At 56.4% G+C, this 22,147-nt stretch carries 17 protein-coding genes and 2 pseudogenes; 15 read left to right on the top strand and 4 right to left on the bottom strand.

Annotated features, from left to right (window positions below):
• Window positions 1-35: 35 nt before the first annotated feature.
• The 3 genes and pseudogenes from ACTG27_RS11280 (at window position 36) to ptsG (ending at window position 4,265) form a co-directional block, all read left to right on the top strand.
• Window positions 36-1,348 (top strand): annotated as a pseudogene (locus tag ACTG27_RS11280) (maltoporin).
• A gap of 91 nt (window positions 1,349-1,439) precedes the next feature.
• Complete coding sequence (locus ACTG27_RS11275; RefSeq protein WP_213386732.1) at window positions 1,440-2,411, top strand: MalM family protein; 972 nt, start codon at window positions 1,440-1,442, stop codon at window positions 2,409-2,411.
• Window positions 2,412-2,834: 423 nt separating this feature from the next.
• On the top strand, window positions 2,835-4,265 hold the full coding sequence (gene ptsG / locus ACTG27_RS11270; RefSeq protein ID WP_005338586.1) for a PTS glucose transporter subunit IIBC: 1,431 nt from the start codon (window positions 2,835-2,837) through the stop codon (window positions 4,263-4,265).
• Window positions 4,266-4,538: 273 nt separating this feature from the next.
• On the opposite strand, the gene ACTG27_RS11265 is transcribed toward ptsG, so the two are convergent.
• The 4 genes from ACTG27_RS11265 to map form a co-directional block, all read right to left on the bottom strand.
• A complete protein-coding gene (locus ACTG27_RS11265; RefSeq protein WP_005338583.1) occupies window positions 4,539-4,922 on the bottom strand; it encodes a DUF3461 family protein in 384 nt (127 codons plus the stop codon).
• A gap of 127 nt (window positions 4,923-5,049) precedes the next feature.
• Window positions 5,050-5,877 (bottom strand): 2,3,4,5-tetrahydropyridine-2,6-dicarboxylate N-succinyltransferase, encoded by an 828-nt coding sequence (dapD, locus tag ACTG27_RS11260; protein ID WP_439979680.1) that lies wholly within the window; start codon window positions 5,875-5,877, stop codon window positions 5,050-5,052.
• Window positions 5,878-6,051: 174 nt separating this feature from the next.
• Window positions 6,052-8,700: a bifunctional uridylyltransferase/uridylyl-removing protein GlnD gene (glnD, locus tag ACTG27_RS11255; protein WP_019445217.1), complete on the bottom strand. Its 2,649-nt coding sequence runs from the start codon at window positions 8,698-8,700 to the stop codon at window positions 6,052-6,054.
• 85 nt (window positions 8,701-8,785) lie between these two features.
• Window positions 8,786-9,574 carry a type I methionyl aminopeptidase gene (map, locus tag ACTG27_RS11250; RefSeq protein WP_439979679.1) on the bottom strand — a complete coding sequence of 263 codons (789 nt, stop codon included), beginning with the start codon at window positions 9,572-9,574 and terminating at the stop codon, window positions 8,786-8,788.
• A 371-nt stretch (window positions 9,575-9,945) separates the two neighbouring features.
• On the opposite strand from map, the gene rpsB reads away from it, so the two are divergent.
• The 12 genes and pseudogenes from rpsB to fabZ all read left to right on the top strand — a co-directional run bounded on the left by rpsB (window position 9,946) and on the right by fabZ (window position 22,142).
• Window positions 9,946-10,674: a 30S ribosomal protein S2 gene (gene rpsB / locus ACTG27_RS11245; protein ID WP_005303470.1), complete on the top strand. Its 729-nt coding sequence runs from the start codon at window positions 9,946-9,948 to the stop codon at window positions 10,672-10,674.
• Window positions 10,675-10,778: 104 nt separating this feature from the next.
• On the top strand, window positions 10,779-11,660 hold the full coding sequence (tsf, locus tag ACTG27_RS11240; RefSeq protein ID WP_005338578.1) for a translation elongation factor Ts: 882 nt from the start codon (window positions 10,779-10,781) through the stop codon (window positions 11,658-11,660).
• Between the two features lie 71 nt (window positions 11,661-11,731).
• Complete coding sequence (gene pyrH, locus ACTG27_RS11235) at window positions 11,732-12,466, top strand: UMP kinase (protein WP_005338577.1); 735 nt, start codon at window positions 11,732-11,734, stop codon at window positions 12,464-12,466.
• Window positions 12,467-12,566: 100 nt separating this feature from the next.
• On the top strand, window positions 12,567-13,124 hold the full coding sequence (gene frr / locus ACTG27_RS11230; RefSeq protein WP_005338576.1) for a ribosome recycling factor: 558 nt from the start codon (window positions 12,567-12,569) through the stop codon (window positions 13,122-13,124).
• Window positions 13,125-13,196: 72 nt separating this feature from the next.
• Window positions 13,197-13,973: a polyprenyl diphosphate synthase gene (gene uppS / locus ACTG27_RS11225; RefSeq protein ID WP_005338574.1), complete on the top strand. Its 777-nt coding sequence runs from the start codon at window positions 13,197-13,199 to the stop codon at window positions 13,971-13,973.
• A gap of 27 nt (window positions 13,974-14,000) precedes the next feature.
• The gene (locus ACTG27_RS11220) at window positions 14,001-14,858 is read left to right on the top strand and encodes a phosphatidate cytidylyltransferase (RefSeq protein ID WP_026034918.1); all 858 of its coding nucleotides are present in this window, start codon (window positions 14,001-14,003) and stop codon (window positions 14,856-14,858) included.
• Window positions 14,858-16,053: pseudogene (gene ispC / locus ACTG27_RS11215) on the top strand (1-deoxy-D-xylulose-5-phosphate reductoisomerase). The gene ACTG27_RS11220 and the pseudogene ispC overlap by 1 nt, the downstream one beginning before the upstream one ends.
• Complete coding sequence (gene rseP, locus ACTG27_RS11210) at window positions 16,053-17,405, top strand: sigma E protease regulator RseP (RefSeq protein ID WP_005338567.1); 1,353 nt, start codon at window positions 16,053-16,055, stop codon at window positions 17,403-17,405. Before ispC ends, rseP begins: the two are co-directional and overlap by 1 nt.
• Window positions 17,406-17,439: 34 nt before the next feature.
• Window positions 17,440-19,971, top strand: a complete 2,532-nt coding sequence (gene bamA, locus ACTG27_RS11205) for an outer membrane protein assembly factor BamA (RefSeq protein WP_439979678.1) — start codon at window positions 17,440-17,442, stop codon at window positions 19,969-19,971.
• A gap of 149 nt (window positions 19,972-20,120) precedes the next feature.
• Entirely contained in the window at window positions 20,121-20,633 is a 513-nt protein-coding gene (locus tag ACTG27_RS11200; protein WP_005338563.1) for an OmpH family outer membrane protein, read from the top strand.
• Between the two features lie 3 nt (window positions 20,634-20,636).
• Window positions 20,637-21,656 (top strand): UDP-3-O-(3-hydroxymyristoyl)glucosamine N-acyltransferase, encoded by a 1,020-nt coding sequence (gene lpxD / locus ACTG27_RS11195; protein ID WP_323935542.1) that lies wholly within the window; start codon window positions 20,637-20,639, stop codon window positions 21,654-21,656.
• Window positions 21,657-21,680: 24 nt separating this feature from the next.
• Window positions 21,681-22,142 carry a 3-hydroxyacyl-ACP dehydratase FabZ gene (fabZ, locus tag ACTG27_RS11190; protein ID WP_005338559.1) on the top strand — a complete coding sequence of 154 codons (462 nt, stop codon included), beginning with the start codon at window positions 21,681-21,683 and terminating at the stop codon, window positions 22,140-22,142.
• The last annotated feature ends 5 nt before the right edge of the window (window positions 22,143-22,147 follow it).

Genomic DNA, 22,147 nt, shown 5'->3' with positions numbered 1-22,147 from the left:
CACACTCCTCACTGCGGGAAATAAGGAATATGACAATGAAAATGAAGTGGCTCCCGATTGCAGCAGCTGTTACTGCCGCCCTGGCTTCCCAAGCCGCCTTTGCCGTAGATTTCCACGGTTACTTCCGTTCCGGCGTTGGTGTTTCCGGCGACGGCGACATGGTTAAATACAACGTCAATAAAGTTGGCCGTCTGGGTAACGAAAATGATACCTACGGTGAAGTGCAACTGGGTCAGGAAGTATTCAACAAAGATGGCAAGACTTTCTATGTTGATTCCATGTTTGCCATGGCTTCCAACGGTTCAAACGACTGGGAAGGTACCGGTACTGTTTGTAACTTCGATGCCAAGCAGTGCAATGGTGATTCTGACTTCGCTCTGCGTCAGTTCAACGTACAAGCCAAAGGCTTGCTGAACTTTGCTCCTGAAGCAACCCTGTGGGCTGGTAAGCGTTACTATCAACGCCATGACATCCACATCTCCGACTTCTACTACTGGAACATCTCCGGTGCTGGTGCTGGTATCGAAGGCATCCAGGCTGGTCCGGGTAAAGTCTCTTTCGCATGGGTACGTAACGACCGTAGCGCAAAAGACGTGTTCGGCGAGTACACCAATACCGGTACCAGTGCAGCTCCAAACTACGTGAAGAACGAAGATCTGAACGTCAATACTCTGGATCTGCGTTATGCCGGCATCCCGCTGTGGACCGATCCTCTCTGGAACTGGGCGTGGATTACGCTCTGGTCAATGAAACCAATGATCAGAAAGCACTGAAGAAAGATCCGCAAGATGGCGTCATGCTGACTGCTGAACTGACCGCAGGCATCCTCGGTGGTTTCAACAAAACCGTGCTGCAATACGGTACCGAAGGTTACTCCAAGACTATGGCTTTCTATGGCGATGGTTCCTGGTACGGTGCTGAAGCCAAAGACGGTGCCGATGGTTTCCGTATCATCAACTGGGGCGTTGTTCCGATGGGCAACTCCTGGGAGATGGGTCACCAGCTGGTTTACGGTGTAGGCAACGAAATGTGGGATGGTAACGACAAGTACGAAACCATGTCCGCTGTTATCCGCCCGATGTACAAGTGGGATGACTTCAACAAGACCATCTTTGAAGGCGGCTACTTCAAGGACAACAACAAGTCTACCAATGGTAGCGAAGACAAAGATGCTGGCTACAAGCTGACCCTGGCACAAGCCTGGTCTGCCGGTTCCAGCTTCTGGGCCCGTCCGGAAATCCGTGTGTTCGCCTCCTATCTGGCTAACGACGAAGACAAGAAAGTCTTCGAAGGCAATACCTCCAAAGACACCTACCAATTTGGTGTTCAAGCAGAAGCTTGGTGGTAAGCAAAAGTTTAAGTTAAGTTAGTGACTGCCCCCTTATGGGGGCAGTTTTGTTTCGCCGGATCACGGCCACCGGATTATGGAGATAAGAAAAATGAAACGGGTAAAGATGTCTATTGCAGCCGTAATCACTGCGCTATTAACCGGTTGTGCCGGAAACATGGTTGTTCCTCTGCAAGAACATGGCTCGATCTTGAGCGATGCAGATCAAGCCAAGCAAGCGTTGGCCAAAGCCTCAAGCTGCTGTGTGGCGTTTAAAGATTTCAGTTATGCCCCCTTGCCTGAAGGTGAGACCTTGCTGGCCATTGATGGCAAGCAACCCACTTTTCAGTTTGATGAGGGGATGAGTTACTTTGCTGCCTATCGCTTGCCGACCAACACCGGCAATCTGGCGATCAGCCTGGCATCACAGGTGAGTAAAACCGTGATGGTGCCCAAGGTCATTATGCTGGATGCCGAGTTCAAGGTGACTCGGGTCCTAGGTGAGTCAGTATTCAGCTATCAGCCTGCTCACTTGCTCGATAACGACCGTATCGAAGGACGTGTTTTTGTTGACCGCAGCATGCCTGGCAACCCGGCCAGCGAAACATACATGATCGTTTATGCGCCCGCGGATAAGCTCTCAGGCAGCACAACAATCCTGCATCCATCAAAAGCATTTGCTCGCGCTAATGGTACCGTTGAGCCTGATATCAAGGATCCGGTGATCCCGCACTCCCCGTGGGGTTTGGTGCAGATCAAAGTCAAAGATATGGCCCGTGGAAGTGGTCTTGAAGCGGTATTCAAACCCGAATATGCCGACAAGGTGGCCATGAGCCAGGGTCAGCAGGTTGCAGCGATAGCGACTACCACAGCCGTTACCACAACTGCAACAGCTGCGGTCGCAGCCAAACCTGCTCCTGCCATGTTGAGTGAAACTGAAGCCTTCTACCAGAGCCAGATCGAAAAAGCGGTCAAGGCGGGGGATATCGACAAGGCGATGAAGCTGGTGAACGAGGCCGAGCGGGCCGGTTCAACCAAGGCAAAAAGCGTGTTTATTGATGCGGTCAAGCGCTCGCAAAAATAGAATAATACGACCATTTATTGGTCAGATATATTTATTGAGGCCTCCCTTGTTGGAGGCCTTTTTAATCGGTAGACTGTAATAAATAAAAATCAAGCCGTTACGTTTGGTTACAATTGGTTTCTGTTTGATGTGAATGGCATTATTAAAATACAAATTGAAACTACTATTTATATGTCTTTGTAATAAAGTGATAATGCGGATTATTAACTTATATTAGAGGCGTTTTTTAGCCGCTAAACAAGTTGTGATCTTCCCTCCAAATTCAATATTCCCCCGCCTTCGAAAGCAGCAATTTATGACCCGCTGGGTTATATTCTGATGGTCAAAATAAACAAGCCCGACTCGAAGATATCTGAATGAATCAGTGCTTATTTCATCCAGATAGATCGTTCAGGGACGACAATCCATTCAGGAGCGCACACAATGTTCAAAAATGCTTTCTCTAATCTGCAAAAGGTTGGTAAGGCGCTGATGCTGCCAGTATCAGTCTTGCCAGTCGCAGGTATTCTGCTGGGGGTGGGTGCTGCCCACTTCAGCTGGATGCCGGAAATTGTCTCCCAATTGATGGAGCAAGCCGGTGGTTCTGTATTTGGCCAGATGGCCCTGCTGTTTGCAGTGGGTGTTGCTCTGGGCTTTACCAATAACGACGGTGTATCCGGTCTGTCAGCCATCGTTGGCTACGGCATCATGGTCGCAACCCTGAAGGTCATGGCACCTGTGATGGGTGTTGAAACCATCGAAACCGGCGTGCTGGGTGGTATCCTGGCCGGTGGTATCGCTGCCTGGGCGTTCAACCGTTTCTACAAGATCCAGCTGCCAGAGTACCTGGGCTTCTTCGCGGGCAAACGTGCCGTACCCATCATCACCGGTTTCCTCTCCATCGGTCTGGGTGTCATCCTGTCCGTGATTTGGCCGCCAGTGGGTGGCGCCATCGGTGCCTTCTCTGACTGGGCTGCCAACCAGAACCCGGTACTGGCCTTCGGTATCTACGGCGTGGTTGAGCGCTCCCTGATCCCGTTCGGTCTGCACCACATCTGGAACGTACCGTTCTTCTATCAGGCTGGTACCTGTGTCAACGGTGCTGGTGAAACTGTTCACGGTATCATGACCTGCTTCCTGACTGCTGATGACGCGTCCCGCGCTGCCGGTAACGGCTTTGGTCAGCTGGCTGGTGGCTACCTGTTCAAAATGTTCGGTCTGCCTGCTGCTGCGTTCGCCATCGCTCACGCTGCTAAGCCGGAAAACCGCGCCAAGATCGTTGGTATCATGGCCTCTGCTGCCCTGACCTCTTTCCTGACCGGTATCACCGAGCCGATTGAATTCTCCTTCCTGTTCATCGCTCCGGTTCTGTACGCAATCCACGCTGTACTGGCTGGCCTGGCTTATGTGCTGACCAACTCTCTGGGTATCGTACACGGTCACACCTTCTCCAACGGCTTCATCGACTTCGTGGTGCAATCACCGCGTGCCGACAACATGCTGCTGCTGGTAGGTCTGGGTCTGGTTTACGCGGCCATCTACTACGTTGTATTCAGCTTCGTTATCCGTGCCATGAACCTGAAAACCCCGGGTCGTGAAGACGAGACTGCTGAAGAGGCCGTTGGCCAAGGCAAAGACGAAATGTCTGCTGCTCTGGTTGCCGCCTTCGGTGGTAAAGAGAACATCGCTTCTCTGGATGCCTGCATCACCCGTCTGCGTGTTGGCGTGAAAGATGTTGCCAAAGTTGACCAGGCTGGTCTGAAGAAACTGGGTGCTGCTGGTGTGGTAGTGGCTGGTTCCGGCGTTCAAGCCATCTTCGGTACCAAGTCTGACAACCTGAAAACCGACATGGACATCTGGATGAAGAGCAACTAATTCTGTTGCCTGAATATCAGCGTGTTTGAAGAGGGAGGCGAAAGCCTCCCTCTTGCTATTTATGGTTATGGAGCGTGCGAGTCGCTGTAGATCGATCTCGGCAGGAGTCTCGTTGCCCAAGGGGCGATATGTAACAGGATGCCCTATGTTGGCGTTGTGTCTCGCTCGCCTTATCGCACCATCACCAGATCAACCTATCGCCAGATAAAGTCATCCAGTAATCAGCCAATAAAAAGAGCGCCACCTGGGCGCTCTTTTGTCGAGTCGGGGGGATTAGAGTTTCTCCAGATCCCGCTCGATTTCGCTGATCTTGTTCTGCACCACTTTTTCCAGATGGCGCAGGTCGCGCAGGATCTTCTGCTTGATGTCCGGGTCGGCCTGCTGATGAACGCCCTGGGTCAGGTTGTCCAGCTCATCCACCACATACTTGAGGTTGGCGTTGATCTCGGTGACATCCTTGTACTCATGGGTACCGGAGTCGACCAGCATGGTCTTGCGCTGGCGGGGATACTTGAATTTGACACTCTTGGCGAAGAACTCGCCCTTCTGCTTCTTGAAGTAGATCTTGAGGATGTCGTGGTTGGCCTCCTGGCGCAGGGTATAGCTGTCGACGGAGGCGGGATCCTGGATCCCCAGGCTCTTCAGATTCTCGTACATCAGGCTTCCTCGGTTTGAAACGATCCTGTCCCATCCATCTTAACCGATGCCTCATGGCTTGCCTGTGACAGGGGCGCCAAAATCAAAAGGGCGCCATCAGGCGCCCTTTGCATCACCGCAATGCTGATTACTCGTCGATGGAGCGCAGCAGGGCGTTGATGCCGACTTTGGCGCGAGTCTTGGCATCGACCTTCTTGACGATCACCGCCGCGTAGAGGCTGTACTTGCCGCACTTGGAGGGCAGGGAGCCGGAGACGACCACGGAGCCAGCCGGTACGCGGCCGTAGTGGATTTCGCCGGTTTCGCGGTCATAGATGCGGGTGGACTGGCCGATGAAGACGCCCATGGAGATGACGGAACCTTCCTCGACGATGACCCCTTCAACCACTTCGGAGCGGGCACCGATAAAGCAGTTGTCTTCGATGATGGTCGGGTTGGCCTGCAGTGGTTCCAGTACGCCACCGATGCCGACGCCGCCGGAGAGGTGGACGTTTTTACCGATCTGGGCGCAAGAGCCGACAGTGGCCCAGGTATCGACCATGGTACCTTCGTCAACGAAGGCGCCGATGTTGACATAGGAGGGCATCAGCACGGTATTGGAGGCGATAAAGGAGCCTTTGCGGGCGGTCGCCGGCGGCACCACGCGCACACCCGCTTCCTTGAACTGCTCGGCGGTGTAGTTGGAAAACTTGAGGGGAACCTTGTCGTAGTACTGGGCATCGTCGCCCTTGATGATGGCGTTGTCGTTGATGCGGAAGTAGAGCAGTACCGCTTTCTTCAACCACTGATGGACAACCCACTCACCGGCGATCTTCTCGGCAACCCGTGCCTTGCCAGAGTCCAGCAGGTCGATGGCTTGCAGGATGGCGGACTTGGTGGCGCTATCCACGGAGCCCGGAGTAATGGTGTCGCGGCGCTCGAAGGCCGCTTCAATGATCTGTTGCAACTCGGTCATGACAGGTTTCCTTTAAAAAATTCTGTTTGTTGTATCACACTTTTCCGACTGTTTTTAAGGGGTTGACCGGAATTCTTCCGGCCTGCGGCCATTTCTTCATCCGGTGTGCGCCAACCAGTTGTTTGGTATAGCAAAAAACGCCCGACAATCAGCCTCTTTCGAATCACTCTTCGCTTAATCAAGTACCGACTGCTGGGGATTGAGCTGGTGTACCAGTCGCTCTTCCAGCTGTTTTTGCTGCTCGGCGGTCAATGGCTCGCCATCAAGGCTGGTCAGGCTGAAAAAGTCCTCGACCCTCTCACCGAAAGTGGCAATTTTGGCGGCGTGCAGCGATAGTCCGCACTGCTGGAAAACGGCACCGATCCGCGCCAGCAGGCCGGGAGTATCGAGGGCAGTCAGCTCCATCAGGGTGTGACGGCTCTCCCCTTTAGTGGGCGAAGAGCGGGGCAGGAAGACCACCCGGGTCGGCACGCTGAACTGACGGTGGCGCCGCGACAGCGGCTTGTTGCGCAGCACCAGCTTGCCCGGCTCCTGCAGCGCCTTCTCCAGCGCCTTCTTGATGGTGGCGGTACGGTTGGGGCTGATGGGTTCGCCGCTTGGCTCCAGTACCACGAAGGTATCGAGCACATAGTTGCTGCGCGAGTTCATGATCTGGGCGTCGTGGATGTTGAGGTTCTTCTGATCCAGCGCCGAGGCGACGGTGGCAAACAGATTCGGGGTATCGCGGCAGTAGATAAATACCTCGCTGCCGCCGCGGGTCGGATGTTTGCCGATGATCACCAGCGGTGCCGGATTGTCGCCATGCTCGATGATATGGCGGCAGTGCCAGGCGATCTGCTCCGGGCTGTGGCGCAGGAAGTAGTCGGCCTTGAAATCGGCCCAGAGCTGGTTGATCGCCTCTTCCGATACATCCCGTTGTGCCAGCAGTTGCTTGGCCTGACGCTGGTTTTCGCGAATGCGCAGCCGCATGTCGGGCGGGTTCTCCAGCCCCTGGCGCAGCGCCTTCTGGGTCGCGAAGTAGAGCTCCCGCAGCAGGGTGCCCTTCCAGTCGTTCCACAGGGTATCGTTGGTGGCGCAGATATCGGCCACTGTGAGGCAGTAGAGCAAGTCGAGATGCTGCTCGTCGCGCACCTTCTGGGCAAAGTCGGTGACCACGTCGGGATCGTAGATATCGCGGCGCTGGGCGGTGACCGACATCAACAGGTGGTGGCGCACCAGCCAGGCAACCAGCCGACTCTCGTAGCGATCGAGGCCGTGCAGCTGGCAGAACTCCAGCGCATCGACGGCGCCGAGTTCCGAGTGATCGCCGCGCCGTCCCTTGGCGATGTCGTGGAACAGGGCGGCGATGCTGAGCAGCTCTGGTTTGCGCAGCCGGGTGAACACCTCGTGGCAGAGCGGGTGGCTCTGGCGACTGGCCGGATTGGGGAACTGGTGAATGTTCTTGAGCAGCCGGTGGGTGTGTTCATCCACCGTGTAGGCGTGGAACATGTCGAACTGCATCTGGCCGACGATCAGGTTCCACTGGGGCAGATAGGCCGCCAGAATGCCGTACTTGTGCATCAGGGTGAGCGGCAGGCCGATGCCGTTGGGGTGGCGCAGCAGCGCCATAAAGAGGCGACGGCAGTCGGGCAAGTCCTGCAGCCAGCAGTTGAGTTTGCGCCGTGCCTCGCGCAGTTGGCGCAAGGTGGCCGAGTGGATGCCCGCAATCTCGGGATGCTGGGCCATCTGATAGAAGAGGCGCAGGATAGCTGCCGGTTCACGGCTAAACAGCTCCGCATCCACCGCATCGATGAGGCGGCCACGGAGCTGGAACTCGTCGGAGAGGCGGCGCACATCCATGGCGGTGTTGCCGAGGATCGCCTCGTCAAACAGCTGCAGCAGCATCTCGTTGAGCTCGGAGACCCGCCGCACCGTCTGGTAGAAGCGCTTCATCATCTGCTCGACCGGAGTGTTGCCTTCCCCTTCGAACCCCAGCATCTGGGCCACGGTGCGCTGGCGATCGAACAGCAGGCGGTTATCTCCCTTGTTGATGGCCATATGCAGGGCGAAACGCACCTTCCAGAGAAAATTCTGACAGTCGAGCAGTTCGCGATACTCGGCGCGGTTGAGAAAGCCGTGGCTGGTCATCTCGAACAAGGTAGTGGCGCCAAAGTGGCGGCGGGCGACCCAGGCGAGGGTTTGAATATCACGCAGGCCACCCGGATTGCTCTTGAGATCCGGCTCCAGCTTGTAGGCGGTGCCGAGAAACTGCTGGTGACGTTCAGCCTGCTCCTGGCGCTTGGCGCGAAAGAAGGCTTCGCTCGGCCAGAAGTGCTGGGGGCCAGTGGCCTCTTTCAGTTGCCGGAAGCCCTCCTGGCGACCTGTGATGTAGCGGGCCTCAATGAGGTTGGTTGCTACCGTAATATCGGCGCGCCCCTGCTCGAGGCACTCCGCCACGTTGCGCACCGCCTGACCCACCTCCAGCTTGAGATCCCACAGCAAGGTGATGAACTCGCCGATCCGCAGCCCCAGCACCTCGTCCAGCTCGTCGCCGTCATAGAGGATCAGCAGGTCGATATCGGAGTGGGGGTGCAGCTCGCCGCGACCATACCCCCCCACCGCGATGAGGGTGAGGTCGCTCTTGTCGAAGCCGAACTTCTGCCACAGCCGGCAGAGCAGCTGATCCATGTATTCGGAGCGGGTGGCAACCAGCTCGATGATGTTGTCACCGGCATCAAAACGGGCGTGCAGCCAGCCGAGAAAGCGGCTCAGGTACTCTTTGCAGTTGTCGCGAGTGAGCTGATCATCGGGTAACAAATGGGGGGAAAGCAGGCTGGCGTCCATGGCATCTCACACACAGTGGCAGGCAAACGGCTGAAACAGAAGTAAAAACCCCGGCGCTTTGGAAGTTCAGGGCCGGGGTTCGATGTTAGCTGTGTTTGATGAAGCGGTCGATAGTGTCATCGGGGCGCAGGGTAAGCACCTCGCAGCCATCCTCGGTCACCAGCAGGGTGTGTTCCCACTGGGCGGAGTCGCCGCCATCCTTGGTGGTCACGGTCCAGCCATCCTTCGGATTGACCTTGCAGTGATACTTCTTGCTGTTGACCATGGGCTCGATGGTGAAGCACATGCCCGCTTTCAGCTCCAGCTTGCCACTGTTGCGGTAGTGGAGGATCTGCGGCTCTTCGTGGAACTCGGCACCGATGCCGTGGCCGCAGTAGTCACGAACCACGGAGAAACCGGCCTTCTCGACGATGGGCTGGATCACTGCGCCAATCTCGGTAATGCAGGCACCCGGACGCACCTTCTTGATGGCAGCGTAGAGGCTCTCTTGCGCAACCTTGCAGAGCTGGCGGCGCAGCGGGGTGGTCTCACCCACGATGAACATGGCCGAGGTATCGCCGTGGTAGCCATCCTTGATGACGGTGATATCCAGGTTGATGATGTCGCCATCGCGCAGCTTCTTGTGATTCGGGATACCGTGGCAGATCACATCATTCACCGAGGTGCAGATGGATTTGGGGAAGCCATGGTAGTTGAGCGGAGCTGGAATCGCCTGTTGTACGTCGACAATATAGTCGTGGCAGAGGGTGTTCAGTTCGTCAGTGGTGACGCCAGCTTTGACATGGGGCGCAATCATGACCAGCACATCGGCGGCCAATTGGCCGGCAACGCGCATCTTTTCAATCTCTTCCGGTGTCTTGATTTTAATGGACATGGGATCTCTCTTGCGGCCTGCCACTGGGCCTGCGAGGGCAGACAGGACAGGTAATGAAAAATAGATGCGTTTGCAATCAGGGCAAAATTTTATCCGCAACCCCTGCGTACTTCCAGTGTGATTGTCATCACAACGTCAAATCAGCGTCGCAGCATCCTCTGGCGGGATCCATATTTACACCTGTTTAGGGTGTCGGCCGGTGGTGTCCTGAACAAAGTTATGGTATAAAGCGCGCCGGAATGGGGAACTTGCGTCCCGATTTCATCACCCTTACTTAAACAACACACACACATCGACACATATGCCGGGGTGCCTTAACGGGTCGGTTATATGGGATGTGTGGAGGCCTAACCCCAATACAGAGGTATAAAATGGCTAAAGTTTCTATGCGCGACATGCTGCAAGCCGGCGTTCACTTCGGTCACCAGACTCGTTACTGGAACCCGAAAATGAAATCCTACATCTTCGGTGCCCGCAGCAAAGTTCACATCATCAACCTGGAAAAAACCGTTCCGATGTTTGACGATGCCATGAACTTCATCAGCTCCGTAGCTGCCAAGAAAGGCAAGGTACTGTTCGTTGGTACCAAGCGTGCCGCGTCTGAAGCCGTAAAAGAAGCCGCTGAGCGTTGCGACCAGTTCTATGTAAACCACCGCTGGCTGGGCGGTATGCTGACCAACTGGAAAACCGTTCGTCAGTCTATCAAGCGCCTGAAAGATCTGGAAACCCAGAGCCAAGACGGTACCTTCGACAAGCTGACCAAGAAAGAGGCGCTGATGCGTACTCGCGAAATGGAAAAGCTGGAGAAGAGCCTGGGTGGTATCAAGAACATGGGCGGCCTGCCTGACGTTCTGTTCGTTGTCGATGCCGACCACGAGCATATCGCTATCAAAGAAGCCAATAACCTGGGTATCCCGGTAGTTTCCATCGTTGATACCAACTCCAACCCGGACGGCGTTGACTATGTCATCCCGGGTAACGACGACGCTATCCGTGCCGTACAGCTGTACCTGAATGCTGCTGCTGACACCGTACTGGAAGCTCGCGCTCAGGACATCGTTGTTCAAGCCGAACAAGATGGCTTCGTTGAAGCTGAGTAATTGATAAGGACTGTAAAGCCCTTATTAACCAAGCTGATGTAATTGGTTAGCAGGGGCCCTTGTGGCCCCTGTTTCTTGTCAATTCAAGACCGAGGATACTGGACATGGCTAACGTTACTGCCGCCCTGGTAAAAGAACTGCGCGAGCGCACTGCCGCTGGCATGATGGATTGCAAAAAAGCACTGGAAGAAGCTGCTGGTGATATCGAGCTGGCAATTGAGAACATGCGCAAATCCGGTCAGGCCAAAGCCGCCAAGAAAGCTGGCCGTATCGCCGCTGAAGGCGTTATCTTTGCTCGCACCGAAGGCAACGTTGCCGTCATGATCGAGCTGAACAGCGAAACCGACTTCGTCGCCAAAGATGCCAGCTTCATGGCAATGGGCCAGAAGATCGCTGACATCGCTGCGACCCAGAAAATTGCTGACGTTGACGCGCTGAAAGCCGCTGACTTCGGTAACGGCGAATCCGTCGAACTGACCATCACCAACCTGATCGCCAAGATCGGTGAGAACATGAACCTGCGTCGCGTGATGCTGGTTGAAGGTGACAACCTGGGTACCTACGTTCACGGTTCCCGCATTGGTGTTATCACCAAGCTGACCGGTGGTTCTGCCGAGCTGGCCAAAGATCTGGCCATGCACGTTGCTGCCAACAGCCCACAATTCGTCAAGCCTGAAGACGTGTCTGCTGAAGTCGTTGCCAAAGAGCGCGAAATCCAGATCGACATCGCCATCAACTCCGGCAAGCCGAAAGAGATCGCCGAGAAGATGGTTGAAGGCCGCATGAAGAAGTTCACCGGTGAGGTTTCCCTGACTGGTCAACCGTTCGTGAAAGATCCTTCCATGACCGTTGCCGAACTGCTGAAGAAAGAAGGCGCTGACGTTGTCTCCTTCACCCGTTTCGAAGTGGGCGAAGGCATCGAGAAGCAAGAGACCGATTTCGCTGCTGAAGTTGCAGCCCAAATCGCGGCCGCTCAAAAGGCCTAATCGAACCGGTTTTTCCGTTTCCCCAGACCGCGACTTATGTCGCGGTCTTTATATGACCAGGAATCAGTGACATGAGTACCAATCCCAAACCTGCATACAGACGTGTTCTTCTGAAGTTGAGTGGTGAAGCCCTGCAAGGATCCGAGGGTTTCGGCATTGATCCGGCGGTGCTGGAGCGGATGGCCCAAGAGATCAAAGAACTGGTTGAGTTGGGTGTTCAGGTCGGTCTGGTCATCGGTGGCGGCAACCTGTTCCGTGGTGCCGGTCTTGCCAAAGCGGGCATGAACCGCGTGGTGGGCGACCACATGGGTATGCTGGCAACCGTGATGAACGGTCTGGCCATGCGTGATGCCCTGCATCGTGCTTATGTGAATGCCCGTCTGATGTCTGCCATCTCCCTGCAGGGCGTCTGCGACTCCTACAGCTGGGCCGAGGCAATCAGCCAGCTGCGTGCTGGCAAAGTCGTTATCTTCTCTGCCGGTACCGGCAACCCCTTCTTCACTACCGATTCTGCGGCTTGCCTGCGCGGGATCGAGATCGAAGCTGACGTGGTGCTCAAAGCCACCAAGGTTGATGGTGTATACAACGAAGATCCGGTCAAGAATCCGGATGCCGTGCTGTATCATGAACTGAGTTATGATGAAGTTCTTGAAAAAGAGCTCAAGGTGATGGATCTTGCTGCCTTTACCCTGGCACGTGACCATGATCTGCCGATCCGCGTGTTCAACATGAACAAACCGGGTGCCCTGCGCCGGGTTGTCATGGGTGAACCGGAAGGCACTCTGATCCACCACGTTGGTAAATAAGATAAAGTGAGCCACCTGGCGCTCTTATCCTATCCATCACGTCAGTAAATAAGATAGACACGGGCCGTGTAGCGGCTCGTTCGCCAAAAGGAAAACCACTGTGATCAACGAGATTAAAAACGACGCCAAGGACCGTATGGGCAAGAGCGTAGAAGCGCTCAAGACTCAAATGTCCAAGATCCGTACCGGCCGCGCTCACCCGAGCCTGCTCGACGGCATCCAGGTTGAGTATTACGGTGCTGCCACTCCGCTGAAACAGTTGGCCAACGTCGTGGCAGAAGATGCTCGCACCCTCTCCATCTCCATTTTTGACCGCTCCATGATCCAGGCGGTAGAGAAGGCGATCCTGACCTCCGATCTGGGCCTGAACCCGTCCAGCAATGGCCAGACCCTGCGCGTGCCGCTGCCGCCGCTGACCGAAGAGCGTCGTCGTGACCTGACCAAGATCGTCCGTGCCGAAGCGGAAAATGCCCGTGTTGCCGTGCGCAACATCCGTCGTGACGCCAACGCTGATCTGAAAGCGTTGCTGAAGGACAAAGAGATTTCCGAAGACGACGACCGTCGCGCCCAGGAAGAGATCCAGAAACTGACCGACTCCTACATCAAGCTGGTCGATGAGGCCCTTGCCGTAAAGGAGAAGGAGCTAATGGAAATCTAACCGTCTGAAAGGTATATTACGAGCGCCGTGTAGTGCCCCTGCACGGCGCTTTTGTCTTTGTGGGAGAATTACATGTCGCTTTTGGCTGCGTTGGGTGATTGTGCCAACTCGTCTTTACCCCGTCACGTCGCCATCATCATGGATGGTAACGGTCGCTGGGCCCAGAACCGAGGCAAGATGCGGGTTTATGGCCACAAGGCGGGCGTCAAGTCAGTGCGCGAGGCCGTTACCTTTGCTGCGCGTGCCAAGATCGAGGCATTGACCCTGTTTGCATTCTCCAGCGAGAACTGGCGCCGCCCGGAAGGGGAGGTCAGTGCCTTGATGGAACTGTTCATCACAGTGCTGGGTCGTGAGGTGCAGAAACTGCACAACAACGGGATCCGGCTCAAGGTGATTGGCGATACTGCTCGCTTTAGTGAGCGGTTGCAGGCCAAAATCGCCAAGGCGGAAGCCTTGACCGCCAATAACAAGGGGTTGACCCTGAACATTGCGGCCAACTATGGCGGCCAGTGGGATATCGCTCAGGCGGCCCGCAAGCTGGCCAAAGCAGTGGCGGCCGGTGAACTGGCCGCTGACGACATTGATGAATCCATGTTGACCCGCGAGGTTTGCATGGCCGATCTGCCACCCGTGGACCTGTTGATCCGCACCGGTGGCGATCATCGCATCAGCAACTTTGTGTTATGGCAGCTCGCCTATGCCGAGCTCTATTTTACCCCGGTATTGTGGCCCGATTTCAACGAGGCCGAGTTCAGTGAGGCTGTCGCCTCTTTCGTTGCCCGCGAGCGTCGCTTCGGTTGCACGGGTGAACAGATACGGGAATTGATCGCCGAGCAGCAGACCGGCTAAACCCCGCTCCCAAGAGAGAGGTTTCTTTTGCTAAAACAACGAATTATTACTGCTTTGATGTTGATCCCCCTGGTGTTGGGGGCGCTCTTCTTTCTGCCATTGAAATTTTTTGCCCTGTTGGCTGCGTTGGTGTTTTTGTTGGCCAGTCGCGAATGGAGTGGGTTTGTCTCTGCAGCTCCGCAGCAATGGTTACCCATCGTATTTTGTCTGTTGCTCGGTGCCAGCCTCTTTTGGCTGCCGGTAGAGCAACTCTGGACGCCCCATCTGCACCCCCTCGTGATGGGCGTGCTCTGGACCGCGGTAAGCTGGTGGCTGCTGGGTCTGCTGCTGGTGCTGCGCTATCCCCAAAGCGCCAAGCTGTGGAAAGAGTCTATCTGGCTCAAGTCGCTGTTTGGTCTGGTGACTCTGGTTCCCTTCTTCTGGTCGCTGGTCGCCATCCGTGGTTACAACTTTTACCATGACCCCATGATGGGCGCCTGGATCCTGTTGTTCGTGATGGGACTGGTCTGGGCGGCAGATTCTGGCGCGTATTTTTTCGGCAAGGCGTTTGGTAAGCACAAGTTGGCACCGGCTGTGAGTCCGGGCAAAACCATCGAAGGGATGTGCGGCGGCCTCTTTACCGCCAGCCTGCTGGCCATCGGCGTTACCTGGTCGATGGGATTTGTTCCTGCCAAGATGATCACAGTGCTGTTTTGCTCTCTGCTGGCGGTGCTAGCCTCCGTACTCGGCGATCTGACCGAAAGCATGTTCAAGCGCGAAGCGGGCATCAAGGATTCCGGCACCCTGCTGCCGGGTCATGGCGGCATTCTCGACCGGATCGACAGCCTGACCGCCGCCCTGCCGGTGTTTCTGCTCAGTTATCTGCTACTCAGTCAGGAGTTTTGATGCACAAGTCACTGGTTATTCTGGGAGCCTCCGGCTCCATTGGTCAGAGTACCTTGAAAGTGCTGCGCCATAACCCGGGCAGTTGGCAAGTGTTGGCGTTGACCGCCGCCCGCAACGTGGATGCCATGTTGCGGGACTGCCTCGAATTCTCCCCCGTTTTGCCGTGATGGTCGATGAGGATGCCGCCCGTGAACTGGCTGCCCGTCTGAAAGCGCACGGCAGTGCGACCCGGGTCATGTCTGGTGCAGCAGCCCTCTGCGAGGTTGCCGCTCACCCCGACGCCCATAGCGTGATGGCCGCCATCGTCGGTGCGGCCGGACTGGCCCCGACCATGGCCGCGGTACGTGCCGGCAAGCGTATTTTGCTGGCCAACAAGGAGGCGCTGGTGATGTCCGGTGCTTTCTTCATGGAGGCCGTTCGCGAGCATGGTGCCGAGCTGCTGCCCATCGACAGCGAACACAATGCCATCTTCCAGTGTCTGCCGACCGCCGTGCAGCGCCAGCCCGGTTTTTGCGATCTGGCGGCGGCGGGGATCAGCAAGATTTTGCTGACCGGTTCCGGCGGTCCGTTCCGTTACACCGAGATCAGCGAGCTGGCCAAGGTGACGCCGGCGCAGGCCATCGCTCATCCCAACTGGTCGATGGGGGCCAAGATTTCGGTCGACTCCGCCACCATGATCAACAAGGGGCTGGAGTACATCGAGGCGCGCTGGCTGTTCAATGCGGCGCCCGAGCAGATCCAGGTGGTGATCCACCCGCAGTCGGTGATCCACTCCATGGTGCAGTACAAGGATGGCTCCGTGCTGGCTCAGCTTGGCAATCCGGATATGTGTACCCCCATTGCCCATGCGCTGGCTTATCCCAATCGCATCCCCTCCAGTGTGGAACCTTTGGATTTCTTCAGTGTCGGAGAGTTCAGCTTTATCCGGCCTGATTATGATCGCTATCCCTGTCTGGCGCTGGCCATCAATGCCTGCCAGAAGGGACAAGCGGCGACCACTGCGCTCAATGCAGCCAACGAGGAGGCGGTTGCTGCCTTTCTGGCCGGGTGCATCGGCTTTATGGATATTGCCCGGATCAACGAGGCAGTGATGCTGGCGCTGGAGAGCAGCGCAGTCGGCTCGCTCGATGATCTGTTTGCCCTGGACGGTGCGGCAAGAGCCCGTGCTCACACTTTGATTGAGGAGCTTGTCTGATGGGCGGTGTGTTGTGGAATATCGGTGCCTTTGTTGTTGCGCTGGGCCTGCTGGTCGCGGTGCACGAGTTTGGTCACTTCTGGGTGGCCCGTCGTTGTGGCGTCAAGGTTGAGCGCTTCTCCATCGGTTTTGGCAAGGCGATCTGGCGCCGGATGGGTAAAGATGGCACCGAATATGTGCTGGCGCTGATCCCGCTCGGTGGCTACGTCAAGATGCTCGATGGCCGGGTCGATGAACTCAAGCCCGGTGACGAGCAGTATGCCTTCAACCACAAGAGTGTCTGGGCGCGGATGGCGATTGTTGCCGCGGGCCCCATGGCCAACTTCGTCTTTGCCCTGTTTGCCCTCTGGCTGATGTTTATCATCGGGGTGCCGAGCGTCAAGCCGGTGATCGGTGAGGTGCGTCCTGCATCCATCGTTGCCGAGGCGGGTGTGCTGCCGGGGATGGAGATTGTCGGGGTCGGCGATGAGCAGACCGGTGACTGGGAGAGCGTCACCTACGCTCTTATCAGCCATCTGGGTGACGATGCTGTGACTCTCAAGGTGCAGGCACCCAATACCAGCTATGCCACCGATAAAACCTTGTCGCTGACCGGCTGGACCTTCGATCCGGATAAAGAGTCGCCCATCGGCAGCTTGGGAATTGTCCCCCTGAGTGGCAAAGTGCTGCCAGTCGTGGCTGCCGTGGTGGCCAAGAGTGCCAGTGAAAAGGCGGGGTTACAGGTCGGTGACCGTATCAAACAGGTCGGCGATCAGCCTATTACCGCGTGGGCCCAGTTTGTCGAACTGGTGCAGCAGGCTCCGGGCGAACCCCTGCAAGTGGTGGTTGAGCGCAACAACAGTGATCTCAACGTGACCCTGACCCCGGATAGCCGCAAGGTGCAGGGCAAGCTGGTAGGATTTGTCGGTCTCTCGCCGCAACTGGTTCCATTACCGGATGAATATCGAATTCTGTTACAGTATGGGCCTTTGCAGGCGCTGTGGCATGGCGCGGACAAGACCTGGAGCCTGATCACGCTCACCTTTGACATGATTGGCAAGTTGATCGGTGGCATCGTGTCGCTGGACAACCTGAGCGGCCCCATCTCCATTGCCAAGGGCGCCGGCAGCAGTGCCGACTATGGTCTGGTCTATTTCTTGAGTTTTCTGGCGCTGATCAGCGTCAACCTGGGGATTATCAATCTGTTCCCCCTGCCGGTGCTCGATGGTGGCCATCTGGTCTATTTCCTGATCGAAGCGGTCACCGGCAAGCCGGTATCAGAGAAAATACAGGAAGTGGGTTTCAGGATCGGCGCCGCCATTCTGATGTTATTGATGGGCATTGCGCTGTTTAACGATTTCGCTCGCCTCTGAGGCCAGAGCATCAACAAGGACACATAAGAACAAAATGGCTGTTAAAAAAGCATTGGTGTTGAGTTGCCTGCTGGGTGCCAGTTTCCTGGCCCAGGCGGCCCCTGCCTCTTTTGTGGTGCAAGATATCCAGGTCGAAGGTCTGCAACGGGTGACCCTGGGTGCCGCACTGTTGAACCTGCCGATCCGGGTCGGTGATACCGTCGACTCCGTGGCTCTGGCCAGCGCCATCAAAAAGCTCTATGCCTCGGGTAACTTCGAGGATGTGAAGGTTTACCGTGATGGCCAGGTGCTGCAGGTGATGGTCAAGGAGCGTCCAACCATCTCCAGCATCGAGTTTGCCGGCAACAAGGATATCAAAGAGGAGCAACTGACCCAGAGTCTGGAGTCCTCCGGTATCCGTGTGGGCGATCCGCTGGATCGCACCGTACTCACTTCCCTCGAGAAGGGACTGGAAGATTTCTACTATGGCGTGGGTAAATACTCCGCCAAGGTCAAGGCCATCGTCACCCCGTTGCCGCGCAACCGGGTCGACCTCAAGTTCACCTTCGTGGAAGGGGAAGCGGCCAAGATCCAGCAGATCAACATCGTCGGCAACAACGTCTTCCCTGAAGAGAAGCTGATTGCCCAGCTCTCCCTGCGCGACGAAGTGCCCTGGTGGAACTTCACCGCCGATCAGCGCTATCAGAAGCAGAAACTGGCCGGTGATATCGAGACCCTGCGCTCCTACTACATGGACCGCGGCTATATCCGCTTCCAGCAGGAGTCTACCCAGGTCTCTATGACCCCCGACAAGAAGGGCGTCTACGTCACCCTCAACATCAAGGAAGGGGACCAGTTCAAGGTCTCCGGTGTCCAGCTCAAGGGTGACCTGATCGATCGCGGTGGCGAGATGAAGGGATTGATCCCGATCGCTGCCGGCAGCATTTACTCTGCCAGTCAGGTGACTCATACCGAAGAGGTGCTCTCCAAGTTCCTCGGCCGTTACGGCTACGCCTATCCGAAAGTGGTCACCTTCCCACAGGTCAATGACAAGACCAAGGAAGTCGAGCTGATCGTCAACGTTGAGCCGGGCCCCCGTGTCTATGTGCGCAATATCAACTTCAGCGGTAACGCCACTACCGAAGATCAGGTGCTGCGTCGCGAGATGCGCCAGATGGAGGGCACCTGGCTCTCCTCCGACAACATCGAGCAGTCCAAGAGCCGTCTCAACCGCCTTGGCTACTTCGAGAGTGTCGAAGTGGACACCAAGCGGGTACCGGGCAACGATGACCTGGTTGACCTCGACTTCAAGGTCAAGGAGCAGCCTGCTGGCTCCATCAACGCCGGTATTGGTTACGGCACCGAGTCAGGTCTGAGCCTGCAGGCGGGGATCTCCCAGGACAACTTTATGGGTACCGGTAAAAAGGTCTCCATCAACGCCAGCACCAACGACTACTCCAAGAACGTTGACCTGAGCTACAACGACCCCTATTTCACCGTGGATGGTGTCAGCCTGGGTGGTCGGGTCTACTACAACCAGTTCCGCGCCGATGATGCCGATATCGTTGATTACGAGAATGAAACCATCGGTTTCCGTCTCTCCAGCGGCTTCCCGGTCAACGAGTTCAACCGTCTCGACTTCAGTACTGGTATCGAGAGCACCAAGCTGAGCCGTCCGTCATTCAATGCCCAGAACTATCAGGAGTGTCTGAAGGACAATCCGGATACTGATGGCAATACCTACTGCTGGGATCAGTGGAATGATAACCGCCAGTCGGTACAGATGGATCAGTTCTGGAATGCTTACTCACAGGATGGTTCCAACCTCGACTTTGTGACCGTCGATGTCACCGCTGGCTGGACCCGCTCTACCCTGAACAAGGGGATGTTCCCGACTTCTGGCGATCGTCAGCGTATCAACGCCAAGGTGACCGTACCGGGCATGGAGCTGCAGTACTACAAGCTCTCTGCCGAAGATGCCCACTACTTCCCGCTCGATGCGGATCACAGCTGGGTAATGATCGGCAAGGGTCGTGTCTCCTACGGTAACGGCTATGGCGATGACTCCATGCTGCCGTTCTTCGAGAACTACTATGCCGGTGGTTTCGATACGGTACGTGGCTTCAAGAGCAACACCATTGGTCCCAAGGCGATCTACAAGACCTACAACAAGCCGGGTGCTGGCAGTTGCACGGGTTCTCAGCCGTGTGAAACTGGCTACTACGAAGGTTCCGACACCTCGGTGGGTGGCAACGCTCTGGCCGTCGCCTCACTGGAGCTGGTCTTCCCGACCCCGTTCGTCTCCGAGACCTATCGTCCGCAGATCCGTTCAACCGTCTTTATGGACGCAGGTACCGTCTGGAGCACTGATTTTGCCAACGGGGCATATCCTTGCGCCGCCGGTTCTGATTGCAACTATCTGAGCCAGGACTACTCCAACCCGGGCAATATCCGGGTCTCTGCCGGTGTCTCCCTGCAGTGGCTCTCGCCGATGGGCCCGCTGGTGTTTGCCTTGGCCAAGCCGATCAAGAAATACGAAGGGGATCGCACCGAAGTCTTCTCCTTCAACATCGGTCGTACTTTCTAAGCAGAGTTTCGCCCCCACCCATGCGGTGGGGGTCTTCAATGATGGGACGCGCGGTATGCGTGCCTCACCAGGTAACAAGACGGTCCTAACGCCGCTTGCATAATCGGGTAAATCAGGTAGCCCTCGCCATGAGGGAACAAGGAGTAAGTGTGAATAAAGCGTTGAAAGTAGCTGGTTTGAGCTTTGCACTGATGGCTGCCGGCATGGGTTCTGCCTTCGCTGAGACCAAGATCGCCGTGGTTGATATGGGCGAAGTCTTCCAAAAGCTGCCCCAGCGTGAAGCCGTTGCAGCCAAGCTGAAAGGTGAATTCGAGCCGCGCATGCGTGAGCTGCAGAAGCTGGAACAAGAAGGCCAGAAGCTGGTCGAGAAGTTCCGCAAGGATGAAGCCTTCATGAGCGCCGAGCAGAAGAAGCAGAACCAGGAGAAGCTGGCCAAGCTGCAGATGGAGTTCAACCAGAAGCGTCAAGCCTTTGAGCAGGACAACGGCCGCCGTCAGTCCGAAGAGCGCAACAAGATCCTGACCAAGGTGCAGGCTGCCATCGATTCCATCGCCAAGAGCAATGGTTACGATCTGGTTCTGGAGCGCAATGCCGCCCCGTATGCCGCCAGCAAGCTGGACATCTCCGGCCAGGTTATTTCTCAGGTAAGCAAGAGCAACTAATTGATGGCATTCACTCTCGCACAGCTGGCCCAGCAACTGGGGGCCCAGGTCCATGGCGACGGAACCCTGGAAATCCGCAAGGTAGCGACACTGGAAAAGGCCGGGGAGGGTGAGATTACCTTCCTGTCCAACAAAAAGTACCGGCACTATCTGGAGCAGAGCAAGGCGACTGCCGTGCTCATTACCGAAGCGGATCTGCCATTTTGTCCCACCAATGCCCTGGTGCTCAAAGACCCCTATGTGGGCTTTGCCCGGGTAGCCCAACTGCTGGACACCACCCCGCAGCCGGCCACGGATATCCATCCGAGCGCCGTTATCGCGGCTGACGTACAACTGGGCGAGAGAGTGGCCATCGGCGCCAATGCAGTGATCGAATCCGGCGTCGTGCTGGGTGATGATGTACGCATTGGCCCGGGTTGTTTCGTTGGCAAGAACACCCGGCTGGGAGCGCGCTCCCGGCTGTGGGCCAACGTCACCCTCTATCACAATGTGACCATGGGTACCGACTGTCTGGTTCAATCCGGCACAGTGATCGGCGCCGATGGTTTCGGTTATGCCAACGAGCGTGGCGAGTGGATCAAGATCCCCCAGCTCGGCGGTGTGACCATTGGCAACCGGGTCGAGATCGGTGCCTGTACCACCATTGACCGCGGTGCGCTGGAAGATACCCGCATCGCTGACAACGTCATCATCGACAACCAGTGCCAGATCGCCCACAACGTGGAGATCGGTTACGGCACCGCCGTGGCGGGCTCTACCGTGATGGCTGGTAGTCTCAAGGTCGGCAAATACTGTATCATTGGCGGCGCTTCCGTCTTTAACGGGCATATGGAGATCTGCGACCAGGCCACCGTTACCGGTATGGCCATGGTGATGCGACCCATTACCGAGCCCGGTGTCTACTCTTCCGGCATCCCTCTGCAAACCAATAAAGAGTGGCGCAAGACCGCCGCCCGGGTGATGCGTATCGAAGAGATGCACAAGCGGTTAAGCAAGCTTGAGAAGAAGCTGGATCAAGAATAATCACGATTGGTATAGGGTACTGTTTTGACTACTGAAAAGAAGAGCCTGGGTATCCAGGAAATCATGGATCTGCTGCCCCACCGTTATCCGTTTCTGATGGTGGATCGTGTAGACGACTACGAGATCAGCGATGAGCGCAAAACCCTGCGTGCCATCAAGAACGTCTCGTTCAACGAGCCGATCTTCCAGGGGCACTTCCCGGCCAAGCCGGTGTTCCCGGGCGTACTGATCCTGGAAGCGATGGCACAGGCCACCGGTATCCTGGCCTTTACCATGGTGGGCAAGCCGTCTCCCAACGAACTCTATTATTTTGCCTCAATCGACAACGCTCGCTTCAAGCGCCCGGTCGGCCCCGGTGACCAACTGGTGCTCGACGTGGAGTTCCTGAAAGAGCGTCGCGGTATTGCCAAGTTCACCGGTGTCGCCACCGTCGACGGTGAAGTGGTCTGTACCGCCGAGCTGATGTGCGCCAAACGCGAGGTTTAACACAC

The organism is Aeromonas sp. 97A (assembly GCF_051919185.1).
GTDB classification, from domain to species: Bacteria; Pseudomonadota; Gammaproteobacteria; order Enterobacterales; family Aeromonadaceae; genus Aeromonas; species Aeromonas veronii.
This window is presented reverse-complemented; position numbering and strand designations above follow the sequence as displayed.

Coding starts and splice junctions, on each gene's coding strand:
- lpxD (WP_323935542.1), top strand. CDS start 20,637: ATGGCATTCACTCTCGCACAGCTGGCCCAGCAACTGGGGGCCCAGGTC.
- rseP (WP_005338567.1), top strand. CDS start 16,053: ATGGGCGGTGTGTTGTGGAATATCGGTGCCTTTGTTGTTGCGCTGGGC.
- ptsG (WP_005338586.1), top strand. CDS start 2,835: ATGTTCAAAAATGCTTTCTCTAATCTGCAAAAGGTTGGTAAGGCGCTG.
- glnD (WP_019445217.1), bottom strand. CDS start 8,700: ATGGACGCCAGCCTGCTTTCCCCCCATTTGTTACCCGATGATCAGCTC.
- uppS (WP_005338574.1), top strand. CDS start 13,197: ATGTCGCTTTTGGCTGCGTTGGGTGATTGTGCCAACTCGTCTTTACCC.
- rpsB (WP_005303470.1), top strand. CDS start 9,946: ATGGCTAAAGTTTCTATGCGCGACATGCTGCAAGCCGGCGTTCACTTC.
- dapD (WP_439979680.1), bottom strand. CDS start 5,877: ATGACCGAGTTGCAACAGATCATTGAAGCGGCCTTCGAGCGCCGCGAC.
- bamA (WP_439979678.1), top strand. CDS start 17,440: ATGGCTGTTAAAAAAGCATTGGTGTTGAGTTGCCTGCTGGGTGCCAGT.
- ACTG27_RS11275 (WP_213386732.1), top strand. CDS start 1,440: ATGAAACGGGTAAAGATGTCTATTGCAGCCGTAATCACTGCGCTATTA.
- pyrH (WP_005338577.1), top strand. CDS start 11,732: ATGAGTACCAATCCCAAACCTGCATACAGACGTGTTCTTCTGAAGTTG.
- ACTG27_RS11265 (WP_005338583.1), bottom strand. CDS start 4,922: ATGTACGAGAATCTGAAGAGCCTGGGGATCCAGGATCCCGCCTCCGTC.
- map (WP_439979679.1), bottom strand. CDS start 9,574: ATGTCCATTAAAATCAAGACACCGGAAGAGATTGAAAAGATGCGCGTT.
- tsf (WP_005338578.1), top strand. CDS start 10,779: ATGGCTAACGTTACTGCCGCCCTGGTAAAAGAACTGCGCGAGCGCACT.